The organism is Massilia oculi (assembly GCF_017582745.1).
Lineage (GTDB): Bacteria > Pseudomonadota > Gammaproteobacteria > Burkholderiales > Burkholderiaceae_D > Telluria > Telluria oculi_A.
The window spans coordinates 117,657-139,208 of the sequence record NZ_JAFVIM010000019.1 but is presented as its reverse complement, the minus strand read 5'-3'; the positions used below and the strand labels follow the sequence as shown (position 1 = coordinate 139,208).

Here is a 21,552-nt window from a genome sequence, read left to right as displayed (position 1 = left end):
TGCCGCGTTGTAGTCTTTCCAGTTGGTCGTTCGGTACTTCAGCTTTACGGGAGCAATCATGCCGTCAGTTTACCCGTGCTGCGCCTCGGCCGCTGATGGGCCGATTTGTGCAACAAAGCCCCCGCAACCCCAACCATTAATTAGGGTCAGAGTAAAATTGTTTGACAACTTCAGCAAATCAATTGGTCAATAAATCGACTCTGACCCTAATTACTGCGCAATATCTCTGATCGAATCGAGGGATCGGCGGCGAGCTGATCGGCAACCTAAGAACTTGCTCGACAAATCGACTCTGACCCTAATTTCTAGCGCTGTATTTGGCGCGATTTTTGTTGCTGATGGAGAACCAATTAGAATGAAGAACTATTCTTACTGTTGATAGCGCTCGCACAGCTTCAAAACAAAGAGGGTCAGTGTCAAATTGTTTGCCAATTTTTTAAAATCAATTGGCAAATAATTCGACTCTGACCCTCATTATCTCTCTGCCTGATTATGGGCAGCTGTTCATTGAGAATAGCTGCCAATCAAGCGGAGAAATTGCTCAATAATTCTACTCTGACCCTAATTGGGATTTAGCTGCCGAAGTAGCGGCCGGAGCGGTGCCAGACCATGACCATGCTGCTCATTGCCACCGCGCTCAGCGCCGACCAGGCGACCAGGTGGGGGGCCGCCAGGCCGAGGGCCAGCAGCAGGATGACGCTGTCGATCATGACCTGGGTGCGGCCGGCGTTGATGCCGTACTTTTTTTGCAGCCACAGGGTGACGATGCCGGTGCCGCCGACGCCGGCGCCGTGGCGCGCCATGGCCAGGATGCCCATGCCGCAGAATGTGCCGCCGCCCAGCGCCGCCACCGCGGGGTGGATGTGGTCGATCACCAGCACATAAGGCATGATCTTGAGCAGGCCCATGACCAGCGCGCTGCCGGCCAGCGACTTGAACGTGAAGAGCGGCCCCATGAACAGGTAGCCGAACAGGAAGAACGGCACGTTGATCATCATGAACAGGGTGCCCACCGACACCCCGCTCACATACGACGTCAGCAGCGCGATGCCGGCCACGCCGCCGGTGATCAGCTGGGCCGCCTGCAGCAGCACGATGCCGATCACGACGAACAGCACGCCGACCGCAATGCCGTAGACGTCATCGAGCGGAGAATGCGGCTTGACCACGACCGCACGCGGGGCCGGCGATGCCGAACCGGGGAACATGGCAGACTGGCTCATCCGCGCACCGCCGCATCGACGATGGAAGCGATCGCCACGCGAACGGACAGGGTCCGGCGGGTGGCCGTGCAGGGGTTAGCGACGAGCGTAGAGCTGAAGTTCATGTTCCTTGCGATATTGTGGTAACAGGGATGCGAGCGCGCCGGGTAGGCGCATATGCGCGAAACGCACGGGATACGGTGTGCTTCGGGCCGCTATTATCGCTCATGTTGCGGCGCAATGTCGATACGCCACGCATCGAACCGTACCAGATGAGAAACACCTTATGGAACGCCCTTGTGCGGCGCACTACTGCAGTGCGCACAGCCCCTGTTCCGGTGCGGATTCGACCGCCAGAAGCCCTATTCCGGTGCCCGCCCCGCCGCCAGCTCGCGTTCCAGGAATTCGACGCACACCCGCACCTTGGCCGAATTGCCCAGCCGCCGAGGATACACGGCCCAGACATTGGCTTCCTGGGTGAAGTCGGGCAGCACCTGCACCAGCCGCCCGGCATCGAGATGGGGTTGAGCGTGCCAGCGCGAGCGCAGGATGATGCCGGCGCCGTCGAGCGCCCAGCGCAGCGCGATCTCGCCATGGTTGGTCGACAGCGCGCCCGAGACCTTCACCGTCTCCTCGCCTGCGCGCGAACGCAGCCGCCACACGCCGAACGGATGGTCGCGCTCCTTGATCACCAGGCACTGGTGGCCGGACAGCTCCGGCAATGAGCGCGGCGCCCCGTGCCGTGCAAGGTAGTCCGGTGCGGCGCACAGGATGCGGTGGTTCGCCATCAGGCGGCGCGCGATCAACTGCGGCGCGATCTCGTCGCCGATGCGCACGTCGAGGTCGAAACCTTCGGCCACCGGATCGACCAGGCGGTCAAACACCTCGAAGCGGATCTGCAGCGCCGGATAAGCGCGCACCAGCTTGGCGATGGCCGGCGCCACCACATTGCGCCCGAAGCCGAAGCTGCTGCAGATACGCACCCGGCCGCTGGGCTCGCGGCGTCGCTCGGATACCTCGTCGACCAGGTCGTCCAGGCTGTCCAAGATGGCCTGGGCCCGCCCGAAAGCCTGCTCGCCCTCCTCGGTGATGACGATGCGGCGCGTGGTGCGCTGGAACAGCCGCACGCCCAGCGCCTCTTCCAGCACGCCGATGCGCTTGCTGACATAGGCCGCCGACATGCCCAGCTCCGCGGCGGCCTGGGCGAACGAGCCCTTGCGTACGACGGTCACGAAGACACGCAGGTCGGCATTCTCCAGCAGATTATTCACGAATCGTGTTCCTTGCCACCACGAAAAGCCACATTATAAACACCACGTTTCGGATTATGCTGACCACACCTATCCAGCACCAGGAGCACGCCACATGAACACCCACAAGATCGCGGTCATCGCCGGCGACGGCATCGGCAAGGAAGTCGTGCCCGAGGGCCTGCGCGCCCTCGAGGTGGCCGCCCGCCGCTTCGGCATCGGCCTCGAATTCACCATCTTCGCCTGGGCCGACTGCGACTACTACGCCCAGCACGGCAAGATGATGCCGGACGACTGGCGCCAGCAGCTCGACGGCTTCGAAGCCATCTATTTCGGCGCCGTCGGCTGGCCCGACACCGTGCCCGACCACGTCTCGCTGTGGGGTTCGCTGCTCAAGTTCCGGCGCGAGTTCGACCAGTACGTCAATCTGCGCCCGGTGCGCCTGATGCCGGGCGTGCCCTGCCCGCTGGCCAACAAGAAGCCGGGCGACATCGACTTCTATGTGGTGCGCGAGAACACCGAAGGCGAATACTCCTCGGTCGGCGGCAAGATGTTCGAAGGGACCGAGCGCGAATTCGTGCTGCAGGAATCGGTCTTCACCCGCCACGGCACCGACCGCATCCTCAAGTACGCCTTCGACCTGGCCCAGCGCCGTCCAAAGAAACACCTGACCGCCGCCACCAAGTCGAACGGCATCTCGATCTCGATGCCCTACTGGGACGAACGCGTGGCCGCCATCGGCCAGCAGTATGGCGACGTCAATTGGGACAAATACCACATCGACATCCTGTGCGCGCGCTTCGTGATCTCGCCCGAGCGCTTCGACGTGGTGGTGGCCTCGAACCTGTTCGGCGACATCCTGTCCGACCTCGGCCCGGCCTGCACCGGCACGATCGGCATCGCGCCGTCGGCCAACCTGAACCCGGAACGGACCTTCCCTTCGCTGTTCGAGCCGGTGCACGGCTCGGCGCCCGACATCTACGGCCAGAACATCGCCAACCCGATCGCGATGATCTGGTCCGGCGCGATGATGCTCGAGTTCCTGGGCCAGGGCGACGCCACTTATACCGCCGCGCACGACGCCATGCTGGCGGCGATCGAACGATGCCTGGTCGAGGGGCCGCGCACGCCGGACATGGGCGGCACGGCCAACACCACCGAAGTAGGACAGGCGGTGGCGCGCCTGCTCGAGGCCTGAGCCAGCCGAGCGTCGATGAATGCCGCCCCATGCTAGGCTGCCCCTCCAGGAAATCAACGCAAGGCAGCATGCAATGGCAGAGCAAACGAACCGACCGCTGGCCCTCGTCACCGGCGCGTCGAGCGGCATCGGCTACGAACTGGCGCGCCAGTTCGCGATGGATGGCCACGACCTGATCGTCACCGCCACCACGCAGGCGGGCCTGGATGGCGCCGCCGGAGAACTGCGCAGCCTCGGCGCCCAGGTCTCCACCGTGGTCGCCGACCTCACCGACTTCGACGGCGTCGAAACCCTGTACGCGGCGGTGCGCGCCGCCGGCCGCCCGCTGGCCGCCGCCGCCCTCAACGCCGGCGTCGGCCTGGGCGGCCGCTTCGTCGGCGGCACCGACCTGCAGCGCGAAATCGCGATGATCCAGCTGAACACGATCTCGCAAGTCCACCTGAGCAAGCGCATCCTGCCCGATATGGTCGCGCAAGGCGCAGGCAAGCTGCTGTTCACCGCCTCGATCTCGGGCACCATGCCGACGGCGTACGAAGCGGTATACGGCGCGACCAAGGCCTTCCTGGTGTCGTTCGCCGAGGCCGTCAAGTCCGAGCTCAAGGACAGCGGCATCGAAGGCATCACCATCACACTCCTGATGCCGGGCCAGGTCGACACCAATTTCTGGCCGCGCGCCGACATGCTGACCAATAAGCTCGGCGTGGGCGAAAAGGCGTCGCCGGCGAAGGTGGCCGCCGAAGGCTACGGGGCGCTCAAGGACGGCAAGGACCGCATCGTCGCCGGGCTGACCAGCAGCAAATTCATCGGCAACGTCGTCAACAACCTGGCGCCCGATACCGTCAAGGCCGACCTGCACGCGGCGCAGGCCAGGCCCGGGTCGGGCCTGAAAAACTGACGGCCGCCTGGCGTCCGTAGGGTGGACGGCTTGCCGTCCACGCGTTCAACCGGCAGCAATCAATCGGTCAACCTCCGCATCTCGGCGATCAGGTCGGCCTTGCCTTCGAAGCCGATCCCCGGCAAGTCCGGCATCGTGATGAATCCATTCTCGACCTTCACCCCATCCGGAAACCCGCCATACGGCTGGAACAGGTCGGGATACGACTCGTTGCCGCCCAGTCCCAGCCCGGCCGCGATGTTCAGCGACATCTGGTGGCCGCCGTGCGGAATGCAGCGGCTGGCCGACCACCCATGCTGGCGCAGCATGTCGAGGGTACGCAGGTACTCCACCAGCCCGTAGCTCAGCGCGCAATCGAACTGCAGCCAGTCGCGGTCGGGACGCATGCCCCCATGCCGGATCAGGTTGCGCGCGTCCTGCATCGAGAACAGGTTCTCGCCGGTGGCCATCGGCTTGTCGTAGTAGTTGCGCAGGGTGGCCTGCAGCTCGTAGTCGAGCGGATCGCCGGCTTCCTCGTACCAGAACAGGTCATATTGCGACAGCGCCTTGGCATAGCGGATCGCGGTGTCCAGGTCGAAGCGGCCATTCGCGTCCACCGCCAGCTTCTGGCCATCTCCCAGCACGCTCAGGATCGAATCGATGCGGCGCAGGTCTTCGTCGAGCGAGGCGCCGCCGATCTTTTTCTTGACCACCGTGTAGCCGCGATCCAGGTAGCTGCGCATCTCGTCCTTCAGCTTGCCGTGGTCCTGGCCCGGATAGTAATAGCCGCCGGCCGCGTACACGAACACCTTCCGGTCCGGCTCACCGTTGCCATACCGCTCGGCCAGCAGCTGGAACAGCGGCTTGCCGGCGATCTTGGCGGTCGCGTCCCACACCGCCATGTCGATGGTGCCGATGGCCACCGAGCGCTCGCCATGGCCGCCCGGCTTCTCATTGGTGAACATCGCCTGCCACACCTTGTGCGGATCCAGGTTGTCGCCGCCGGCATCGAGCAGCGATGCCGGATCGGCCTCCAGGATGCGTGGGATGAAGCGCTCGCGCATCAGGGTGCCCTGGCCGTAGCGGCCGTTGGAATTGAAGCCGTAGCCGACCACCGGCTTCCCGTCGCGCATGACGTCGGTGACGACGGCGACCACGCTCAGCGTCATCTTGCTGAAGTCGATGTAGGCATTGCGGATCGGGGAGCTGATCGGGACGGTTTTTTCGCGGATCTCGACGATTTTCATCTGGTATTCCTTCGCTTGCGGTTGAACGAGCCGCCAGATTATTCGCTTCAAAGGCGGTTATGATTGAGCCGGATTCACTAGATTCTTAACCTGCAGTGAAAAACGACCTCGCTTCCCACCTCGAATTCTTCGTCCTGCTGGCGCGCCACGGCAACCTGTCGGCGGCCGCCCGCGAACTGGACCTGACCCCGCCCGCCGCCACCAAGCGCCTGGCCCAGCTCGAAGAACACCTGGGCGTGCGCCTGGTGAACCGCACCACCCGCACCAGCAGCCTGACGCCCGAAGGCGAAACCTATCTGCACTACGCGACCCGGATCCTGGCCGAGCTGCGCGAGATGGAAGAAGCGGTGTCCGGCACGCGCTCGGTGCCGCGCGGCCTCTTGAGGGTGAACGCCCCGCTGGGCTTTGGACGCACCGCCATCGCGCCGCTGGTGTCGAGTTTCGCCCAGCGCTACCCGCAGGTCGAGGTGCAGCTCGACGTCACCGACCGCCCGGTCGACCTGGCCGCGGGCGGCATCGACCTCGCGATCCGCTTCGGCGAACTGCCCGACCAGCGCCTGGTGGCGCGCCGCGTCATGTCGAACCGGCGCTTCCTGTGCGCCTCGCCGCGCTACCTGGAGCAGCACGGCGAGCCACGCACGCTGGAAGAACTGGCGGCGCACCGCTGCATCGTCCACCGCCAGAACGACGACGCCTACGGCGTGTGGCGCCTGGTGCACGAGGGGCGCAGCGTGTCGGTGAAGGTCGGGGGCACGCTGTCGAGCAACGACGGCGACATCGCCCTGGGCTGGGCGCTGGATGGACACGGCATCCTGGTGCGCTCGGAGTGGGACCTGAAGAAGTATGTGGACAGCGGGCGCCTGAAGATCGTCATGCCCGGCTATGTGCAGCCGGGGGCCGACCTGTATCTCTACTACCGCAATCGCCGCCACCAGTCGGCGCGGGCGCGCGCCTTCATCGACTTCCTGCTCGACCGGTTCGACGACACCGGCGCCATGGCCATCTGACCCGCGCTGGATGTCGGCCGGCTTTACAAGCAGCGTCCGAATCTCAGCGCCGTGCAGCCAAGTCCTTGATCGCAATCGGATTAATTTTTTGGCATGCTAATTTCTCCCCGCTGAGTTTCACTCAACCAGGGAGGGGAATCGACATGATCAGGAAAATGATGGTGTTCGTCGCCGGTGTGCTGTGCTCGTTCTCGGCATGGGCCGGCTATGTGCAATACAACTTCAATGGCCCGCTTTCGGGGAATTTCATCCAGCACGATACCGACGGGTCGATCGCCGACTTCCGCTTCGGATTGCCGATCCAGGGAGTCGGCTGGCCGTTCGTCATGCAGTTGTCTCCGCAAGACTCCGAGGGCAGCACCCGGATCACGGAAGTCAGCACGCATTTCCTGCAGGACGGCCCGACCAATTTCAGCATCTACAGCGACTTCGGCGCCGACCAGTACACCAGTTTCAGCATCCGCTTCGCGCACGATGCGTCCGGCATCCTGTACTACACCGCCACCTATGCCAGCTCCATCTATCTGGTGACGAGCGAGGGCGACGGCTTCTTCGATTTCGCCGGCACCCACCGTGGAACCGTCTCCGCAGGCCCGGTCGACCCCGACCAGGCGCGCTGGCTCGACTTCAATGGAGGCTATGAGGTGTTCGTCGACCGCATCGTCCCGCAATACATCGGCCCGAACGAGGTCCCGGAGCCGGCCAGCCTGGCGCTGCTCGGGCTCGGTCTCGCCGGCCTGGCGGCCAGCCGCCGCAAGCGCTGAGCATCAAGCGCCGCCGGTCACCAGCATGGTGGCGGCGGCCGCCAGCAGCACCGTGCTGAACGCCACCCGCAACAGCCTTGGCGGCAAGGTATGCGCCAAGTGCACGCCCCACGACACGGTCAGCACGCCGCCCAGCGCCAGCGGCAGGCCGACCTGCCAGTCGACCGCGCCGCTGTGTCCATACGTGGCCAGCGCCACGAAGGCGCCCGGCACCACCAGCGCCAGCGCCATGCCCTGGGCGCGCGTCTGCGGCATCTTGAACAGGCTCACCAGCGCCGGCACCACCACCATGCCGCCGCCGATCGTGAAGAAGCCCGACACCGCGCCGCTGGCGATGCCGATCGCCGGCATCAGCCGGCGCGGCACTTCCTTCGCGGGCGGTGGCGCCGTGCCGGTCTTGCGCCGGGACGGCCAGCCGAAATACAGCGCCAGCGCGAGCAGGAAGAGCGCGAACGCATAGTGCAGCACCTGGGCGTCGATCGCCACCGCGAAGCGCGCCGCCAGCCAGGCGGTCCCGATCGAGCACAGGCCGGCCACGCCGACCGAGCGCAGGTCGACCGGGTGCTTCTGGTGATAGCGCCAGAATCCGATCGCGACGTTCGGCGCGATCATCACCAGCGCCGTGCCCTGGGCCAGGTGCTGGTTCATGCCGTACAACAGGCCCAGCACCGGAATGGCGATCAGGCCGCCGCCGATGCCCAGCATGCCGCCGGCGATGCCGAGCGAGGCGCCCAGGCCGAAGTTCAATGCAAGGTCGATCACCGAAATCATAGAGAAGCCAAAAACGCGACGGCCCCTCGCAAGGGGCCGCCGGATGGGAAGGATTAACGCCTTAGACGACCTGCGCCGCCGCCAGCGCCGTCATGTTGACGATGCGGCGCACCGTGGCGCTCGGGCTCAGGATGTGCACCGACTTGGCCGCGCCCAGCAGGATCGGACCGACCGTCACGCCCTTGCCGCTGGCGACCTTGAGCACATTGAACAGGATGTTGGCCGCGTCCAGCGACGGCATCACCAGCAGGTTGGCGCTGCCCGAGTAGCCGGCGTCGATGTTGTAGATGTCGCGGATTTCCTGCGACAGCGCGGCGTCGCCGTGGATCTCGCCGACCACCGCCAGCCTAGGTGCCTGTTCGGCCAGCAGTGCGCGGGCCTCGCGCATGCGGCGCGCCGACGGACGCTCGGACGAACCCTGCGACGAGTGCGACAGCAGCGCCGCCTTCGGCTCCAGGCCGAAATGCTGCAGGGCGTCGGCCGCCAGGCGGGTGATCGCCGCCAGTTCCTGGGCGCTCGGGGTCTCGTTGACGTAGGTGTCGGTGATGAACAGGGTCAGCTTGTCGAGCACCAGCGCGTTCATCGCGGCCAGCACTTCGGCGCCCGGCGCCACGCCGATCTCGTTCCTGACGTGTTCCAGGTGGCTGTCGTAGCTGCCGGTCATGCCGCAGATCAGGGCGTCGACCTGGCCCGACTTCAGCAGGCGCGTGCCTTGCAGGGTGGTATCAAGCTCCGCCGCGATGACCGTGTAGTCCACGCCCGCCTGCAGACGCAGGCCGGCCTGCTTGACGGCGCGCGCAATCGCGGTCTCGTCGCCGATCAGCACCGGCTGGGCCAGCCCCTCGTCCACCACCGCCTGCACGGCGCGCAGCACGCGTGGCTCGCCCGCTTCGGCGTAGGCCACCTTGCGCAGGTTTGCGCGCGCCTTGTTGAACACGGGCTTCATGAAGAAACCGGTGTGGTAGATCATCTGGCCCAGCTTGTCGCGATAGGCGTCCATGTCCTCGATCGGACGGGTCGCCACGCCCGATGCGGCGGCCGCTTCGGCCACGCGCGGCGCGATCGCCGCCAGCAGGCGCGGATCGAACGGCTTCGGGATGATGTATTCGGGGCCGAAGGTCAGGTCCTGGCCTTCGTAGGCCAGCGCCACCACGTCGCTCGCCTCGGCTTCGGCCAGTTCGGCGATCGCGGTCACGCAGGCCAGCTTCATCTCGTCGGTGATGCGGGTCGCGCCGCAGTCCAGCGCGCCGCGGAAGATGTAGGGGAAGCACAGCACGTTGTTGACCTGGTTCGGATAGTCCGAACGGCCGGTGGCGATGATGACGTCCGGACGCGCGGCCTTGGCCACTTCGGGACGGATCTCGGGTTCCGGATTGGCCAGGGCCAGGATCACCGGCTTGTCGGCCATGGTCTTGACCATCTCGGCGGTGAGCACGCCGGCGGTCGAGCAGCCCAGGAACACGTCGGCGTCCTTGACGATGTCGGAAAGAAGGCGGGCATCGGTCGCCTGCGCATAGCGCGCCTTGTTGGCTTCCATATTCGCTTCGCGGCCCTGCCAGATCACGCCCTTCGAGTCGGTGACGTAGATGTTCGACTGCTTCACGCCCAGCAGCACCATCATGTCGAGGCAGGCGATGGCCGCCGCGCCGGCGCCCGAGCAGACCAGCTTGATCTGGCCGATGTCCTTGCCCACCACCTTCAGCGCGTTGAGCAGCGCCGCGGTCGAAATGATGGCGGTGCCGTGCTGGTCGTCGTGGAAGACCGGGATGTTCATGCGCTCGCGCAGCTTCTTCTCGATGTAGAAGCACTCCGGCGCCTTGATGTCCTCGAGGTTGATGCCGCCCACGGTCGGCTCGAGCATGGCGATGGCGTCGACCAGCTTGTCCGGATCCAGTTCGTCCAGCTCCAGGTCGAACACGTCGACGCCGGCGAATTTCTTGAACAGGCAGCCCTTGCCTTCCATGACCGGCTTCGATGCCAGCGGGCCGATATTGCCGAGGCCCAGCACCGCGGTGCCGTTCGAGATCACGGCCACCAGGTTGCCGCGCGAGGTGTAGTCGAAGGCGGTCGCCGGGTCGGCGGCGATTTCCTCGCAGGCGTAGGCCACGCCCGGCGAGTAGGCCAGCGACAGGTCGCGCTGGTTCGACAGCGGCTTGGTGGCCACCACTTCGATCTTGCCGCGGGTTGGACTACGGTGGTATTCGAGGGCGTCGATGCGCAACTGGGTGTTCTGGGCTTCGTTCAGATTACTATCGGTACTCATGGTCTTCCTATAACTTGGGTGTCGCGGCGTGGAAGGCGGCCTTCCATTCATGGGCAAACATTCTAGCCGAAGCGACACCATCGCGTGTGGACGCGCTTGCGCACGGTCGTGCTGTTTTATGCGCCGCGCAGCCGTGCATACAGCAGCGCCGCACTGGCGACATCGCGCGCCAGCAGCAGCAGGGCCACCATCAGGAACAGGCCGGCGGGCCGCGCCAGCACGGCGGGGAACAGGCAGGCCAGCACCAGCAGCGCCAGTCCGGCAAGATGCCAGCGCCACTGGCGCGCGGCCTGCGACTCGCCCAGTACCGCCGACATCTTCGGGATGCGCTCGCGCGGCAGGCGCTCGTCATGGGCCAGGTGGTACCAGACCAGGAAGGGCACGATCTTGTACAGCATGCCGTTCACCGCCGACATCGCGCAGCCCACGATCACCAGCACGCCGCTGAGCAGGGGCAGCGCATCCACGGAATCGAAGACCAGCTCGAACGGAATGAAATGCAGCAGCGCCGCCAGCAGCAGGCTGCCCATCGCGAGCAGCCAGTAGCGGGTACCGGTGTCCGGCTTGCGCTTGCGGCGCCCCAGCCAGGACACCGTGGTAGCCACATAGAGCAGCAACAGCGCACCGATCCCGATCTCGCAGGCCAGGCGCCACCAGGCGGCGTCGAGCAGTTTCGCCGCGCTCCAGCCGAACAGCAGGACGAACACCAGCGGCGGCAGCCAGGTCTCGAGCAGGCGCGGATAGGTGGCGGTGCCCTGGAACATCGGGATCACCTGGAACGACACGGCGGCCGTCAGCACGATCACCCAGCCGACCAGGCCCCAGGTGGCGTGGATGTCGGTGAGGAGCAGCGCGTTGACGCTGCCCATTCCGCCCAGGTAGAGCGCCAGCGCGGCGCCGATCGCGATGGTGATGGCCAGCGCCGCCGCGGCGTAGCGCACGCCTTCCAACAGCGGCTTGGCGCCCGCAGGCGCCGGGCGCGCGATGGCGGCGCCGATCGCGCTCAGGAACACGAAGCCGGCGCTGCCCAGCAGGCCGGCGGCGAGCCGAAACGCCGTCGGGCCCAGGCCCAGGCCGAGCGCGCCGGCCAGCAAGGCCGTGCCCAGCGCCAGAGCGCACCAGCAAAAGCCCGCTACGTGCCGCGCCAGCGGCACCGCCACGCCCGCCGTCACCGGCAGCAGCTGGAACAGCGCGCCGACGATCGTCATGGTGAGAAAACCCAGCACGAGCAGGTGGGTCATGCTCAGCGTGACCGGGGTCCAGCGCAAGACCAGCGCCGCTTCGCCCTGCCACACCAGCAGCAGCGCCGCCGCCAGCGCGAAGCACGGCGCCGCCAGCATGAACGGCAGCGGCACCCGCAGCGCGGGCATCGCCGCGTAGCTCAGGGCGCGCTGCATGCCATCGCTTCGATCACGAGGTCGTATCTGGCGTCCGGCCGGCGCGTGGTGCGGTGGTCCCAGCCGCGCCGGTCGAGAATCTCGTACAGCGGAAACGGCTCGCGGTGGATCAGCACCTGCAGGCGGGCGCCCGGCGGCAGCTCGGCAAGCGCATCGAGGATCCGTTCCATCGGTTCGGGCGCCGCCAGCGCCGAGACGTCGATGCGGACCGTGTCGGCGGCGACGGCGCTCATGCTCCCTCCTCCAGCGCCGAATGCTGCCAGCGCCAGGCATTGGTGGCCAGCCAGCCCGGCACCTGGTCGTCCGCCTGCGCGACGCCGGGGATCAGGTCGGCCAGGGTCACGCGATTGAGTTCGGCCAGGTAGGCGGCAGTGGCCACCGCCAGCGACTGCTGCAGGCGGTCGTCCGTCTGGCCGCATGGCGGCCGCTCGCCATCCTGGCCACCGCGCGCGCCGCGCGCCAGCCCGCGCTCGGTGCAGCGCACCACTTCGCCCAGGCGGATGTCGCGCGGCGCGCCGGCCAGGCGCATCCCGCCCAGGCGGCCGCGCGAGGTCTCGATCAGCCCAGACGCGGCCAGCACGCAGGACACCTTGGCCAGGTGGTGGCGCGAGATGCCGTAGCGCTCGGCGATCTCGTTGATGGTCGCGATCCGCTCGCGATGGTTGCCCAGGTAGACCAGCAGGCGCAGGGCGTTGTCGGTGAATTCGGTCAGGTGCATGTACATATGAACGCCTCCGTGGGTGGGTGATGAAGGCGCGGCATCAGCCTTCGTAGGCGCGCAGGCGCTCGATGTCGAGGATGGTGATGCTGCGCCCGGCGATGCCGACCATGCCGCGGTGGGCCATGTCGTGCAGCACGCGCGAAAAGTATTCGGGCGACAGCGACAGGCGCGACGCGATCATCTTCTTGCGCGCCGCGAGCGTCACCTGCGCGCCCTGCGGCGGATCGTCCTTGAGCAGGTAGCTGACGATGCGCTGGCTGCCGCTGCGCAGGGTATAGGACTCGACGTCCGAGATCAGGCCGTGCAGGCGCCGGCTCATCGACGCCAGCAGGCGCCGCGAGAAGCCGGGATTGCGCTCGATCTGGGCATGGATCGCGTGCTTCGAGATGTGCAGCAGCATGCTGTCGGCCAGCGTCTCGGCCTGGGTCATGTAGGGCCGCTCCATGAATAGCGGCGCCTCGCCGAAGCTCTGGCCGGGGCCGATCAGTTCGACCACCTTCTCGTCGCCTTCGCTCGAGACGATGGAGAGCTTGACGTCGCCGTAGATCACGGCGTGCAGGCCGCTGCAGGACTCGCCGCGTTCGACGACCACGCGGCCGCGCGGCACGTGCAGCTCGGTGGTCGCTTGCGCGAGCATGTCGAGCTGCTCGGGCGAGAGATCGGCGAACAGGGGCAGGGTTGCCAGGAACTGGCGGGGTGCGATGCGATGTCGGCTCACGATAAATTCAGGGCGTAGCCCGTGGAAACGAACGAAACGGGGGCGCCTGGAACATCCGGCGCACCGGAAAGCGCAGTCGCGCCAAAGCGGCGATTGCGCATGCCGCATCCTACAATTCGTTGACGAAACAAAAACTTGATGTGGATCAAAAACGGCCGAGCTAGCTGTGGAAATAGTCAATTTGACCTAGAAACCGTACGTCGTCATGCCGACAGCCGCCGCCGCCACCGCTGCCTACAATGGGGCCAATCGGAGGCCCACATGCAGGACATCGAAAAATTCATCCGCGGCTTCAGCCGCTTCCAGGAGCAATACCTGAAGGAGCCCACCGCGCTCGACAGCCTGCGCCAGGGCCAGCATCCGCGCACCCTGGTCATCGGCTGCTGCGATGCGCGCGTCGATCCGGCGCTGCTGACCGGCTGCGATCCGGGCGACATCTTCGTGGTGCGCAATATCGCCAACCTGGTGCCGCCGTGCGCCCCGGACGCCCCGCCGGGCGTCAGTTCGGCCATCGAGTTCGCGGTGTGCGGCCTCGAAGTGGCGCGCATCATCGTGCTCGGTCATGCGCGCTGCGGCGGCATACGCGCCCTGATGTCGGGCACGCGCATCAACGAAGAGGCGGAGCAGACCGGCTTCGTCGCACGCTGGATGCGGCTGGCCGAACCGGTGCGGCTCGACGTGCTGCGCGAACTGCACCACAAGCACGGCGACGAGCAATGCCGCGCGGCCGAACTGGCCAGCATCCTGCACTCGCTCGACAACCTCCTGACCTATCCATGGATCCGCCGCCGCGTCGAGGCTGGTACACTGGCGATGCACGGCTGGTATTTCGACCTCGCCGCCGGCACCCTGCTCGCCTACTCGGCGCGCAAGCAGGAATTCCTGCCCATACTCGATCCCGTCGCGGTGAACGTGCCGCGCGCCGCCTGAACCGCATGCCAGCCTATTCCGCCCTCGCCCCCTTCCAACGCCTGTCCACCAAGATCGTCGGCGTCCTGATCGGCTTCCTGCTGCTGGCCCTGGCCGCGATCGGCGCCACGCTGTGGCTGTCGTGGCAGCTCGAAGGCGCGGCGGCGGCGATTAACGAGACCGGCAGCCTGCGGCGCCACAACTACCGGCTGGCGTTGGCCCTGCCGCGCACGCAGGAAGCGCCCATCATCGATGCCTATGCGCGCGTGGAACGCCAGATCGCCACCATCGACGCCACCCTGCTGCTGCTCGAACGCGGCGATCCGCAACGTCCACTGGGATTGCCGCCGACGCCGGCGATCCACAGCGCCTTCCTCGACGTCGCGCGGCGCTGGGGCGGCCAGGTGCGGCCCGCCGCGCGCCAGGTGCTGCAACTGGAGGGGCCGGCGCGCAGCGAGGCGCTGCGCCTGTTCGACAACCAGCTCGAGGATTACGTGGCCGACCTCGACCGCCTGGTCAACCTGATCGAACGCGACAACGAACTGCGCACCTTCTGGCTGCGCGCCTCGCAGCTGGTCCTGGTCGCGCTGGCGATCGGCGGCACGGTGGCCCTGGTCTACCTGATGTTCGCGATGATCGTCGCGCCCGTGATGCGGCTGCGCGAAGGCATGCGCAGCATGGCCGGGAGCGACTTCGGGGTGCGCCTGGACGTCGAGAGCCGCGACGAATTCGGCCAGCTGTCGAGCGGCTTCAATGAAATGGCCGACCGCCTGCAGCACCTGTACTGCCACCTGGAAGACGAAGTGCGGCGCAAGACCGCCAGCCTGGAAGACAAGAACCGCGAACTGGCCCTGCTGTACGACTGCGCCGCCTTCCTGCAGCAGCGCCACACGCTGGAGACCATGTGCAGCGGCTTCCTGTCGCGCATCGCCGCCTACTTCGGCGCGGCCGGCAGCACCGTGCGCATCGTCGACCCGGGCAACGAGAACATGCACATGGTGGTGCACGACGGCCTGTCGAACGAGATGGCCGAGGCCGAGCGCTGCATGAAGATCGGCGAATGCCTGTGCGGCGAAGCCGCGGCCAGGAAGATCTCGGTGGTGCACAAGCTCGAGGACATGCCGCAAGCCGGCCCGCTGGCCTGCAGCCGCGAAGGCTTCGCGACGATCTCGGTATTCCAGATCCACGCCCAGGACCAGCACGTCGGCCTGTTCAGCCTTCACTTCCTGCAGGCGCGCAGCTTCAGCGAGCGCGAACAGGCCCTGCTCGAGACGCTGGCCAAGCTGGTCGGGGTGGCGATCGAGAACATGCGCCTAGCGGCGCGCGAACGCGAGATGGCGATCTCGGAAGAACGCAACCTGGTCGCGCGCGGCCTGCACGACAGCATCGCGCAAGGGCTGAACTTCCTCAACCTGCAGGTGCAGATGCTGGAAACCTCGCTCGCCGCGGGACGCCCTGCCGAAGCAAGCGAGATCGTGCCGCTTTTGCGCGCCGGGGTCCAGGAGAGCTACGAGGACGTGCGCGAACTGCTGCTGAACTTCCGCAGCCGGCTGGCGGAGGAAGACCTGAACGCGGCCCTGCACAAAACGGTGCGCAAGTTCGCCGACCAGACCAGCATCGACACCGCCTTCTCGGTGCACGGCAAGGGCGGGCCGCCGATCGAGCGCGAGGCGCAGCTGCAGATCCTGTTCATCGTCCAGGAAGCGCTGTCGAACGTGCGCAAGCACGCCCGCGCCAGCCGGGTCGAGGTGCGGGTCGACGACGGCGACGACTACCTCGTGACGGTCACGGACGATGGCGCCGGCTTCGACGCCGGCGCCAGGCCGGACGCCGATGGCGGCCACGTGGGGCTGCACATCATGGGCGAGCGCGCCGGCCGGATCGGCGCCAGCCTCGGGATCGAATCGCAAGCGGGAGCCGGAACCACGGTGCGGCTCCACCTCGGGCAGGCGCAGCGCCGCGCCGCCTGAACAAATGACACGGAGAGAATGAATGCGTAGTGAAGTTGAAACGATCAGCGTTCTGCTGGTGGACGACCATACCCTGTTTCGCAGCGGCGTGCGCTCGCTGTTGCAGCGCAATCCGCGTTTCAACGTGGTCGGAGAAGCGGCCGACGGGGTCGACGGCGTCAAGCGCGCCCTGCAACTCAAACCCGACGTCGTCCTGCTCGACCTGAACATGCCCGGCATGTCGGGCATCGAGACCCTGCAGCTGATGCTGCAGGACCGGCCCGGCGCCGCGGTGCTGATGCTGACCGTGTCCGAGGAAGCCGAGGACCTGGCCGCCGCCCTGCAGGCCGGCGCGCGCGGCTACCTGCTCAAGAACATCGACGCCGATTACCTGACCCGGGCCGTCGAGCGTGCCGCCGCCGGGGAATCGGTGCTGGCCGAGTCGCTGGCCGGCAAGCTGTTCGCCCACGTGCAGCGCGCCGGCGTGCCCAGGGCGCCGTCGCCGGCCTCGGAACTGGACAAGCTCACCCCGCGCGAGCGCGAGATCCTGGCCTGCCTGGCGCGCGGCGAAAGCAACAAGGTGATCGCCCGCGCGCTCGACCTGGCCGAGAGCACGGTCAAGATCCACGTCCAGAACATCCTCAAGAAGCTCGACCTGTCGAGCCGGGTGCAGGCGGCGGTGTTCGCCGTCGAGCACGGGCTGCAGTCGGGGCAGGAGCGGCGCGACTAGCTCACTCGCCGTCGAGCGCCATCCTCACCTGGCTCGCCAGCTGGGCCAGCGTGAACGGCTTGGGCAAAATCCTCGCCCGCGCCGGCATGCCCTCGACCGCTTCCACGTCGCGCGTATGCCCGCTGGTAAACAGCACCGGCAGGCCGGGCCGGCGCTGCAGGGCGCGCACGGCGAGCTCGCGGCCGTCGAGTTCGGGCATCAGGACGTCGGTGAACAGCAGGGCGATATCGGGATGCGCGTCGAGCAGGCGCAGGGCCGCCGCCGCGCCGTCGGCCACGTGCACCACATAGCCCAGCATCTGCAGCATCTCCGCCGACAGGATGCGCACCGCCGCCTCGTCGTCCACCACCAGCACCACTTCGCCGGCGCGCGCGCGGACGATGTCCGGCGCCGCCACCGGCAGCGCGGCCGTGCTGCCTGTCGCCAGGTGGCGCGGCAGATATAGTTCGACCCGCGTGCCCGCACCTGGCGTGGACTCGATGCGCACCTGGCCGCCGGACTGCTTGACGAAGCCATACACCTGGCTCAGGCCCAGCCCCGTGCCGCGCCCTACTTCCTTGGTGGTGAAGAACGGCTCGAAGGCCTTGGCCAGCACCTCGCGCGGCATGCCGGCGCCGGTGTCGGCCACCGCGATCATCACGTAGTCGGCGGGCGCGGCGTCGCCCAGCTCCACGAAGTCGAACCGGTCGAGCACGCGGTTGGCGGTCTGGATCAGCAACTGGCCGCCGCGCTCCATCGCGTCGCGCGCATTCACCGCCAGGTTCAGGATCGCGTGTTCCAGCTGGTTGTGGTCGGCGTGCAGGCGCCACGGGTCGCCGCCCAGCTCCAGCTCGACGCGGATGCTGCCGCCGAGCGAATGCCGGATCAGCTCGGACATGCCGGCCACGAGGTCGTTGGCGCAGACCGATTCCGGCTGCAGCGGCTGCTGGCGCGAAAAGGCCAGCAGGCGTTGCGTCAGCTGGGCCGCGCGCCGCACACCGCCCGTGGCGATGCCCACGTAATGCAGGGCGCGCTCGTCGCCCTCGCCCAGGCGCCGGCCGAGCAGCTCCATCGCGTTCGACACCACCGCCAGCATATTGTTGAAATCGTGCGCGATGCCGCCGGTAAGCTGGCCGACCGCCTCCATCTTCTGCGACTGGCGCAGCGCTTCTTCCATGCGCGCATGGCGTTCGAGTTCCAGCGCGACGCGCCGCTCGAGCGTGTCGTTCATGTCGCGCAGCGCCACTTCGGCGCGATGCCGCGGCGTGATGTCCTGGAACAGCACGGCGACCTGGCGCCGCTCGGGCGGCTCGATCCGCAGCGCCGCCAGCTCGAGAAAGCGCCCGGTGTGCTCGAGCTCGCGCTCGAAGCGGATCGGCTGGCCTTCGAGCAGCACCTGGCGGTAGATCTCGACCCAGCCCTCGGCCTCCAGCGGCACCATGTCCCTGACCCGTTGCCCCACCACGTCCTCGATGCCGGCATTGGCCGCATAGGCCGGATTGGCCAGCACGTGCACGTAGTCGCTCATGGGTCCATGCGGGCCGTCCAGGAACTCGATCACGCAAAAGCCCTCGTCGATCGACTCGAACAGGGTGCGGAACAGGCGCTCGCTTTCCTGCAGCGCGGCCCGGGTCGCGTTCTGCTCGCTCAGGTCGAGCATGGCGCCGATCATGCGCAGCGCACGCCCTTCGGTGTCGCGCAGCACGGTGCCGCGGTCGAAGATCTCGGCATAGCTGCCGTCGGCGCGCCGGAAGCGGTACTCGCCGGACCAGTTGCTGCCCTGGCTGTCGATCACCGCGTGGATGGTGCTGTCGATCCGCGGCCGGTCCTCGGGATGGATGTGCTCGAGCCACCAATCTGCGCTGGTCGCGTCGAACTGGTGGCCGAACAGCGTCTGAACCGCCTGGTTCCAGATCACGTGGCCGTCGGCCATGTTCCAGTCCCAGATGGCGTCGTTGGTCGACAACAGGGCCAGCCGGTAGCGCTCGGCCGTCTCGAAGGTCTGCGCGTTGCCGTGTGCGGCTGCGGCCTCGCTCTCGCGCAGGCTGCGCCGAGTGGAGATTATCGCGCTCACGTCCTGCACCGTGCACAGCAGGCCGCGTACGCGGCCGGTGTCGTCGCGCAGCGGCGCGAACGCGAACGTCGCCCAGGCCGGCCCGGCGCCGGCATCCTGCAATTCGAGTTCGTCGACGCGGCTGCCCCGGCCATCGAGCGCCTCCAGGGCCGCGGGCCGCAGCGCGTCCCAGGCCGCGCCCCAGGCTTCGGCCGCGGGCGCGCCGGCCCGCCGGGCGTCCGCCGCCGGCAACAACGCACCGCAAGCGTCGTTGGCCAGCAGCGCCAGCGTATCGCCCCAGGCCAGCCACATCGGCGCCGGCGATTCGAGCACCAGCGCCGCGGCCAGGCGCAGCGCGCAAGGCCAGTCGCTCGGGTCTCCCAGCGGCGAATCACGCCATTGCTGCTCGCTCATCCCTGCCTGGCGTAATACGGCTGTGTTCATAGGTCGACGCGGAAAATAAAAAATGGCCTATGGCCATACTACGAGGAATAGTACAGGAACAAGATAGAGTTGTCGCGCAGCAAAGACACGGAATGCGTTGCCGGGTGGCGATCCGATATCGCCGCGTACTACCTTTTACCTGCTGACATTTCCTAAAATCATCTAAATTTGATGCAGATCAACCTTTCCTTGCAGGCCTCTTTGCTACACTGCGAACACGCAGCCCAGCACCCGCTGCAACTTCTCGTCGACGGGATTCGCGCATCGCAAGGATGCGCACAAGCCATGCGAACCGACCGTCCGCGCCCCATCCGGCAGCACATGACATGTCGTTCCACATCCCGGCCGCGCCGCCGCGCATGACGCATGGCGGCCCGCGTCACAACCCGGGTCACACGCTGTATCGCCGTACCCGAAACACGAAGAAGTCGACTATGAAACTCGCAAATTTATCGATTGGCAAACGGCTGGCCGCCGGATTCGGCCTGGTGAGCATCCTGCTCGTCGTCATGATCGCGATCGGCAGCACGATGCTCGGCCGCGTCAAGGCCAGCACCGACGAGATCATCGGCCAGCGCATGCCGCGCATCGAGGCCACGCAATCGCTGCTGTCCGAAGTGAACGACATCGCGATCGCCCTGCGCAACCAGATCCTCACCGACAGCGCGGACGACCGCGCGGCCCAGGCGCGCGCCATCCTCGACGCCCGCGACGCGGCCGAGCGCACCTTGCAGTATTTCGACCGCACGCTCGACCGCGCCCGCGGCCGCGAGCTGCTGGCGCAGATCCGCAAGGAGAACGCACTGTACGTCGCCGGCCAGGACAAGCTGATGCGCACCGTGGAAGCCGGCGACCTGTCTGCCGCACGCGCGATCCTGACCGACGAGCTGCGTCCCATCCTGGCGCGCCTCAAAGGCGCTGCGACGGCGCTGATCGACTACCAGAAGACGCTCACCACGCAGTCGGCTGCGGCGGCCGAAGTGCCTACACGCAATCGATGCTGCTGTCCTGGTCGATCGGCGCGGCCGCGCTGCTGCTGTCCGCGCTCACCGCGTGGTGGATCACGGCGTCGATCGTGACGCCGCTGCGGCGCGCGCTGGAGGTGGCCAACACGGTCGCCGCGGGCGACCTGACCAGCACCATCGTGGTCACCAGCCAGGACGAGACCGGCCAGTTGCTGGCCGCCCTGCGCGCGATGAACGACAGCCTGGCGCGCACCGTCGGCACGGTCCGCGCCGGCACCGAGACCATCGCCATGGCGGCGGGCGAAGTGGCGGCCGGCAGCCAGGACCTGTCGAGCCGCACCGAGCAACAGGCCAGCGCGCTGGAAGAAACCGCTTCTTCGATGGAAGAACTGACCTCGACGGTGCGCCAGAGCGCCGACAATGCGCGCCAGGCCAATGCGCTGGCCCAGAGCGCGTCGGGCATCGCGAAACAGGGCGGCGCCGTGGTCGGACAGGTGGTGGCGACGATGGACGCCATCCGCGTCTCGGCCGACCGTATCGGCGCCATCACCAACGTCATCGACGGCATCGCCTTCCAGACCAATATCCTGGCGCTCAATGCGTCGGTGGAGGCGGCGCGCGCCGGAGAACAGGGACGCGGCTTCGCCGTCGTGGCCAGCGAGGTGCGCAACCTGGCCCACCGCTCGGCGTCCGCGGCCAAGGAGATCAAGGGCCTGATCGGCGACTCGTCGGCGCGCGTGGCCGACGGCTCGGCCCTGGTCGCGCAGGCCGGCGCCACCATGGACGAGCTGCTGCACAGCGTCGAGCGGGTCACCGACATCATGGGCGAGATCACCAGCGCGGCGATCGAGCAGTCGGCCGGCATCGAGCAGATCAGCGAGGCGGTCGGCCAGATGGATGCCGTCACCCAGCAGAACGCTGCCCTGGTCGAGCAGTCGGCGGCAGCGTCGGAAACGATGCGCGAGCAGGCGGCGGGCCTGGCGCAGGCGGTGGCGGTGTTCCGGATTGCCGGCGCGGCCAATGCGCCGGCGGCCGCCCTCCCGTACCCCGATATGCCGAGGATCGCGGCCTGAGCCAGCGCCTATCGTGCGCGCTCCAATGCCGCCGGGCC

19 protein-coding genes are annotated in these 21,552 nt (G+C 67.1%); 9 read left to right on the top strand and 10 right to left on the bottom strand.

Annotation, left to right across the window (positions count from 1 at the left end):
* Positions 1-572: 572 nt before the first annotated feature.
* Positions 573-1,223 (bottom strand): YitT family protein, encoded by a 651-nt coding sequence (locus J3U95_RS20345; RefSeq protein ID WP_229519978.1) that lies wholly within the window; start codon positions 1,221-1,223, stop codon positions 573-575.
* Between the two features lie 341 nt (positions 1,224-1,564).
* Positions 1,565-2,473 (bottom strand): LysR substrate-binding domain-containing protein, encoded by a 909-nt coding sequence (locus J3U95_RS20340; RefSeq protein ID WP_208280468.1) that lies wholly within the window; start codon positions 2,471-2,473, stop codon positions 1,565-1,567.
* Positions 2,474-2,567: 94 nt separating this feature from the next.
* Between J3U95_RS20340 and J3U95_RS20335 the strand changes: the two genes are divergently transcribed.
* Both J3U95_RS20335 and J3U95_RS20330 read left to right on the top strand, forming a co-directional pair.
* A complete protein-coding gene (locus tag J3U95_RS20335) occupies positions 2,568-3,650 on the top strand; it encodes a tartrate dehydrogenase (RefSeq protein WP_208280467.1) in 1,083 nt (360 codons plus the stop codon).
* A gap of 73 nt (positions 3,651-3,723) precedes the next feature.
* A complete protein-coding gene (locus tag J3U95_RS20330) occupies positions 3,724-4,545 on the top strand; it encodes an SDR family NAD(P)-dependent oxidoreductase (RefSeq protein WP_208280466.1) in 822 nt (273 codons plus the stop codon).
* Between the two features lie 59 nt (positions 4,546-4,604).
* Here J3U95_RS20330 and J3U95_RS20325 read toward each other — a convergent pair whose 3' ends face one another.
* Positions 4,605-5,771 (bottom strand): mandelate racemase/muconate lactonizing enzyme family protein, encoded by a 1,167-nt coding sequence (locus tag J3U95_RS20325; protein WP_208280465.1) that lies wholly within the window; start codon positions 5,769-5,771, stop codon positions 4,605-4,607.
* A gap of 95 nt (positions 5,772-5,866) precedes the next feature.
* On the opposite strand from J3U95_RS20325, the gene J3U95_RS20320 reads away from it, so the two are divergent.
* On the top strand, positions 5,867-6,778 hold the full coding sequence (locus J3U95_RS20320) for a LysR family transcriptional regulator (protein ID WP_208280464.1): 912 nt from the start codon (positions 5,867-5,869) through the stop codon (positions 6,776-6,778).
* 143 nt (positions 6,779-6,921) lie between these two features.
* The gene (locus J3U95_RS20315; protein WP_229519977.1) at positions 6,922-7,542 is read left to right on the top strand and encodes a PEP-CTERM sorting domain-containing protein; all 621 of its coding nucleotides are present in this window, start codon (positions 6,922-6,924) and stop codon (positions 7,540-7,542) included.
* 3 nt (positions 7,543-7,545) lie between these two features.
* Here the strand turns inward: J3U95_RS20315 and J3U95_RS20310 are convergent, their stop codons facing one another.
* From J3U95_RS20310 to J3U95_RS20285, 6 genes are all read right to left on the bottom strand, one after another.
* On the bottom strand, positions 7,546-8,313 hold the full coding sequence (locus J3U95_RS20310; protein ID WP_208280463.1) for a sulfite exporter TauE/SafE family protein: 768 nt from the start codon (positions 8,311-8,313) through the stop codon (positions 7,546-7,548).
* A 61-nt stretch (positions 8,314-8,374) separates the two neighbouring features.
* Positions 8,375-10,576: an NADP-dependent malic enzyme gene (locus J3U95_RS20305; protein ID WP_208280462.1), complete on the bottom strand. Its 2,202-nt coding sequence runs from the start codon at positions 10,574-10,576 to the stop codon at positions 8,375-8,377.
* 116 nt (positions 10,577-10,692) lie between these two features.
* Positions 10,693-11,973, bottom strand: a complete 1,281-nt coding sequence (locus J3U95_RS20300; protein WP_208280461.1) for a permease — start codon at positions 11,971-11,973, stop codon at positions 10,693-10,695.
* A complete protein-coding gene (locus J3U95_RS20295; RefSeq protein WP_208280460.1) occupies positions 11,958-12,206 on the bottom strand; it encodes a DUF2249 domain-containing protein in 249 nt (82 codons plus the stop codon). The genes J3U95_RS20300 and J3U95_RS20295 overlap by 16 nt, the downstream gene beginning before the upstream one ends.
* Positions 12,203-12,697: an RrF2 family transcriptional regulator gene (locus tag J3U95_RS20290; protein WP_229519976.1), complete on the bottom strand. Its 495-nt coding sequence runs from the start codon at positions 12,695-12,697 to the stop codon at positions 12,203-12,205. Before J3U95_RS20290 ends, J3U95_RS20295 begins: the two co-directional genes overlap by 4 nt.
* A gap of 37 nt (positions 12,698-12,734) precedes the next feature.
* Positions 12,735-13,415 carry a Crp/Fnr family transcriptional regulator gene (locus J3U95_RS20285; protein ID WP_208280477.1) on the bottom strand — a complete coding sequence of 227 codons (681 nt, stop codon included), beginning with the start codon at positions 13,413-13,415 and terminating at the stop codon, positions 12,735-12,737.
* Positions 13,416-13,673: 258 nt separating this feature from the next.
* Between J3U95_RS20285 and J3U95_RS20280 the strand changes: the two genes are divergently transcribed.
* Genes J3U95_RS20280 through J3U95_RS20270 form a run of 3 tightly spaced genes read left to right on the top strand, consistent with a single transcriptional unit; the run spans position 13,674 to position 17,000 of the window.
* On the top strand, positions 13,674-14,342 hold the full coding sequence (locus J3U95_RS20280; protein ID WP_208280459.1) for a carbonic anhydrase: 669 nt from the start codon (positions 13,674-13,676) through the stop codon (positions 14,340-14,342).
* Positions 14,343-14,347: 5 nt separating this feature from the next.
* Positions 14,348-16,291, top strand: coding sequence for a type IV pili methyl-accepting chemotaxis transducer N-terminal domain-containing protein (locus tag J3U95_RS20275; RefSeq protein ID WP_208280458.1), 1,944 nt, complete (start codon positions 14,348-14,350; stop codon positions 16,289-16,291).
* Between the two features lie 22 nt (positions 16,292-16,313).
* The gene (locus tag J3U95_RS20270) at positions 16,314-17,000 is read left to right on the top strand and encodes a response regulator (RefSeq protein WP_208280457.1); all 687 of its coding nucleotides are present in this window, start codon (positions 16,314-16,316) and stop codon (positions 16,998-17,000) included.
* Position 17,001: 1 nt separating this feature from the next.
* Here J3U95_RS20270 and J3U95_RS20265 read toward each other — a convergent pair whose 3' ends face one another.
* Positions 17,002-19,446, bottom strand: coding sequence for a PAS domain-containing protein (locus J3U95_RS20265; protein ID WP_229519975.1), 2,445 nt, complete (start codon positions 19,444-19,446; stop codon positions 17,002-17,004).
* A gap of 464 nt (positions 19,447-19,910) precedes the next feature.
* Between J3U95_RS20265 and J3U95_RS20260 the strand changes: the two genes are divergently transcribed.
* Positions 19,911-20,555, top strand: a complete 645-nt coding sequence (locus J3U95_RS20260; protein ID WP_208280456.1) for an MCP four helix bundle domain-containing protein — start codon at positions 19,911-19,913, stop codon at positions 20,553-20,555.
* Positions 20,474-21,514, top strand: coding sequence for a methyl-accepting chemotaxis protein (locus J3U95_RS20255; RefSeq protein ID WP_208280455.1), 1,041 nt, complete (start codon positions 20,474-20,476; stop codon positions 21,512-21,514). Before J3U95_RS20260 ends, J3U95_RS20255 begins: the two co-directional genes overlap by 82 nt.
* Positions 21,515-21,552 lie beyond the last annotated feature (38 nt).

Excerpts from the sequence above, each read along its gene's own strand:
- J3U95_RS20275 (WP_208280458.1), top strand. The coding sequence starts at position 14,348 with ATGCCAGCCTATTCCGCCCTCGCCCCCTTCCAACGCCTGTCCACCAAG.
- J3U95_RS20260 (WP_208280456.1), top strand. The coding sequence starts at position 19,911 with ATGAAACTCGCAAATTTATCGATTGGCAAACGGCTGGCCGCCGGATTC.
- J3U95_RS20335 (WP_208280467.1), top strand. The coding sequence starts at position 2,568 with ATGAACACCCACAAGATCGCGGTCATCGCCGGCGACGGCATCGGCAAG.
- J3U95_RS20300 (WP_208280461.1), bottom strand. The coding sequence starts at position 11,973 with ATGCAGCGCGCCCTGAGCTACGCGGCGATGCCCGCGCTGCGGGTGCCG.
- J3U95_RS20290 (WP_229519976.1), bottom strand. The coding sequence starts at position 12,697 with ATGTACATGCACCTGACCGAATTCACCGACAACGCCCTGCGCCTGCTG.
- J3U95_RS20280 (WP_208280459.1), top strand. The coding sequence starts at position 13,674 with ATGCAGGACATCGAAAAATTCATCCGCGGCTTCAGCCGCTTCCAGGAG.
- J3U95_RS20265 (WP_229519975.1), bottom strand. The coding sequence starts at position 19,446 with ATGAGCGAGCAGCAATGGCGTGATTCGCCGCTGGGAGACCCGAGCGAC.
- J3U95_RS20270 (WP_208280457.1), top strand. The coding sequence starts at position 16,314 with ATGCGTAGTGAAGTTGAAACGATCAGCGTTCTGCTGGTGGACGACCAT.
- J3U95_RS20330 (WP_208280466.1), top strand. The coding sequence starts at position 3,724 with ATGGCAGAGCAAACGAACCGACCGCTGGCCCTCGTCACCGGCGCGTCG.
- J3U95_RS20315 (WP_229519977.1), top strand. The coding sequence starts at position 6,922 with ATGATCAGGAAAATGATGGTGTTCGTCGCCGGTGTGCTGTGCTCGTTC.
- J3U95_RS20305 (WP_208280462.1), bottom strand. The coding sequence starts at position 10,576 with ATGAGTACCGATAGTAATCTGAACGAAGCCCAGAACACCCAGTTGCGC.
- J3U95_RS20310 (WP_208280463.1), bottom strand. The coding sequence starts at position 8,313 with ATGATTTCGGTGATCGACCTTGCATTGAACTTCGGCCTGGGCGCCTCG.
- J3U95_RS20325 (WP_208280465.1), bottom strand. The coding sequence starts at position 5,771 with ATGAAAATCGTCGAGATCCGCGAAAAAACCGTCCCGATCAGCTCCCCG.
- J3U95_RS20345 (WP_229519978.1), bottom strand. The coding sequence starts at position 1,223 with ATGAGCCAGTCTGCCATGTTCCCCGGTTCGGCATCGCCGGCCCCGCGT.
- J3U95_RS20295 (WP_208280460.1), bottom strand. The coding sequence starts at position 12,206 with ATGAGCGCCGTCGCCGCCGACACGGTCCGCATCGACGTCTCGGCGCTG.
- J3U95_RS20255 (WP_208280455.1), top strand. The coding sequence starts at position 20,474 with ATGCTGCTGTCCTGGTCGATCGGCGCGGCCGCGCTGCTGCTGTCCGCG.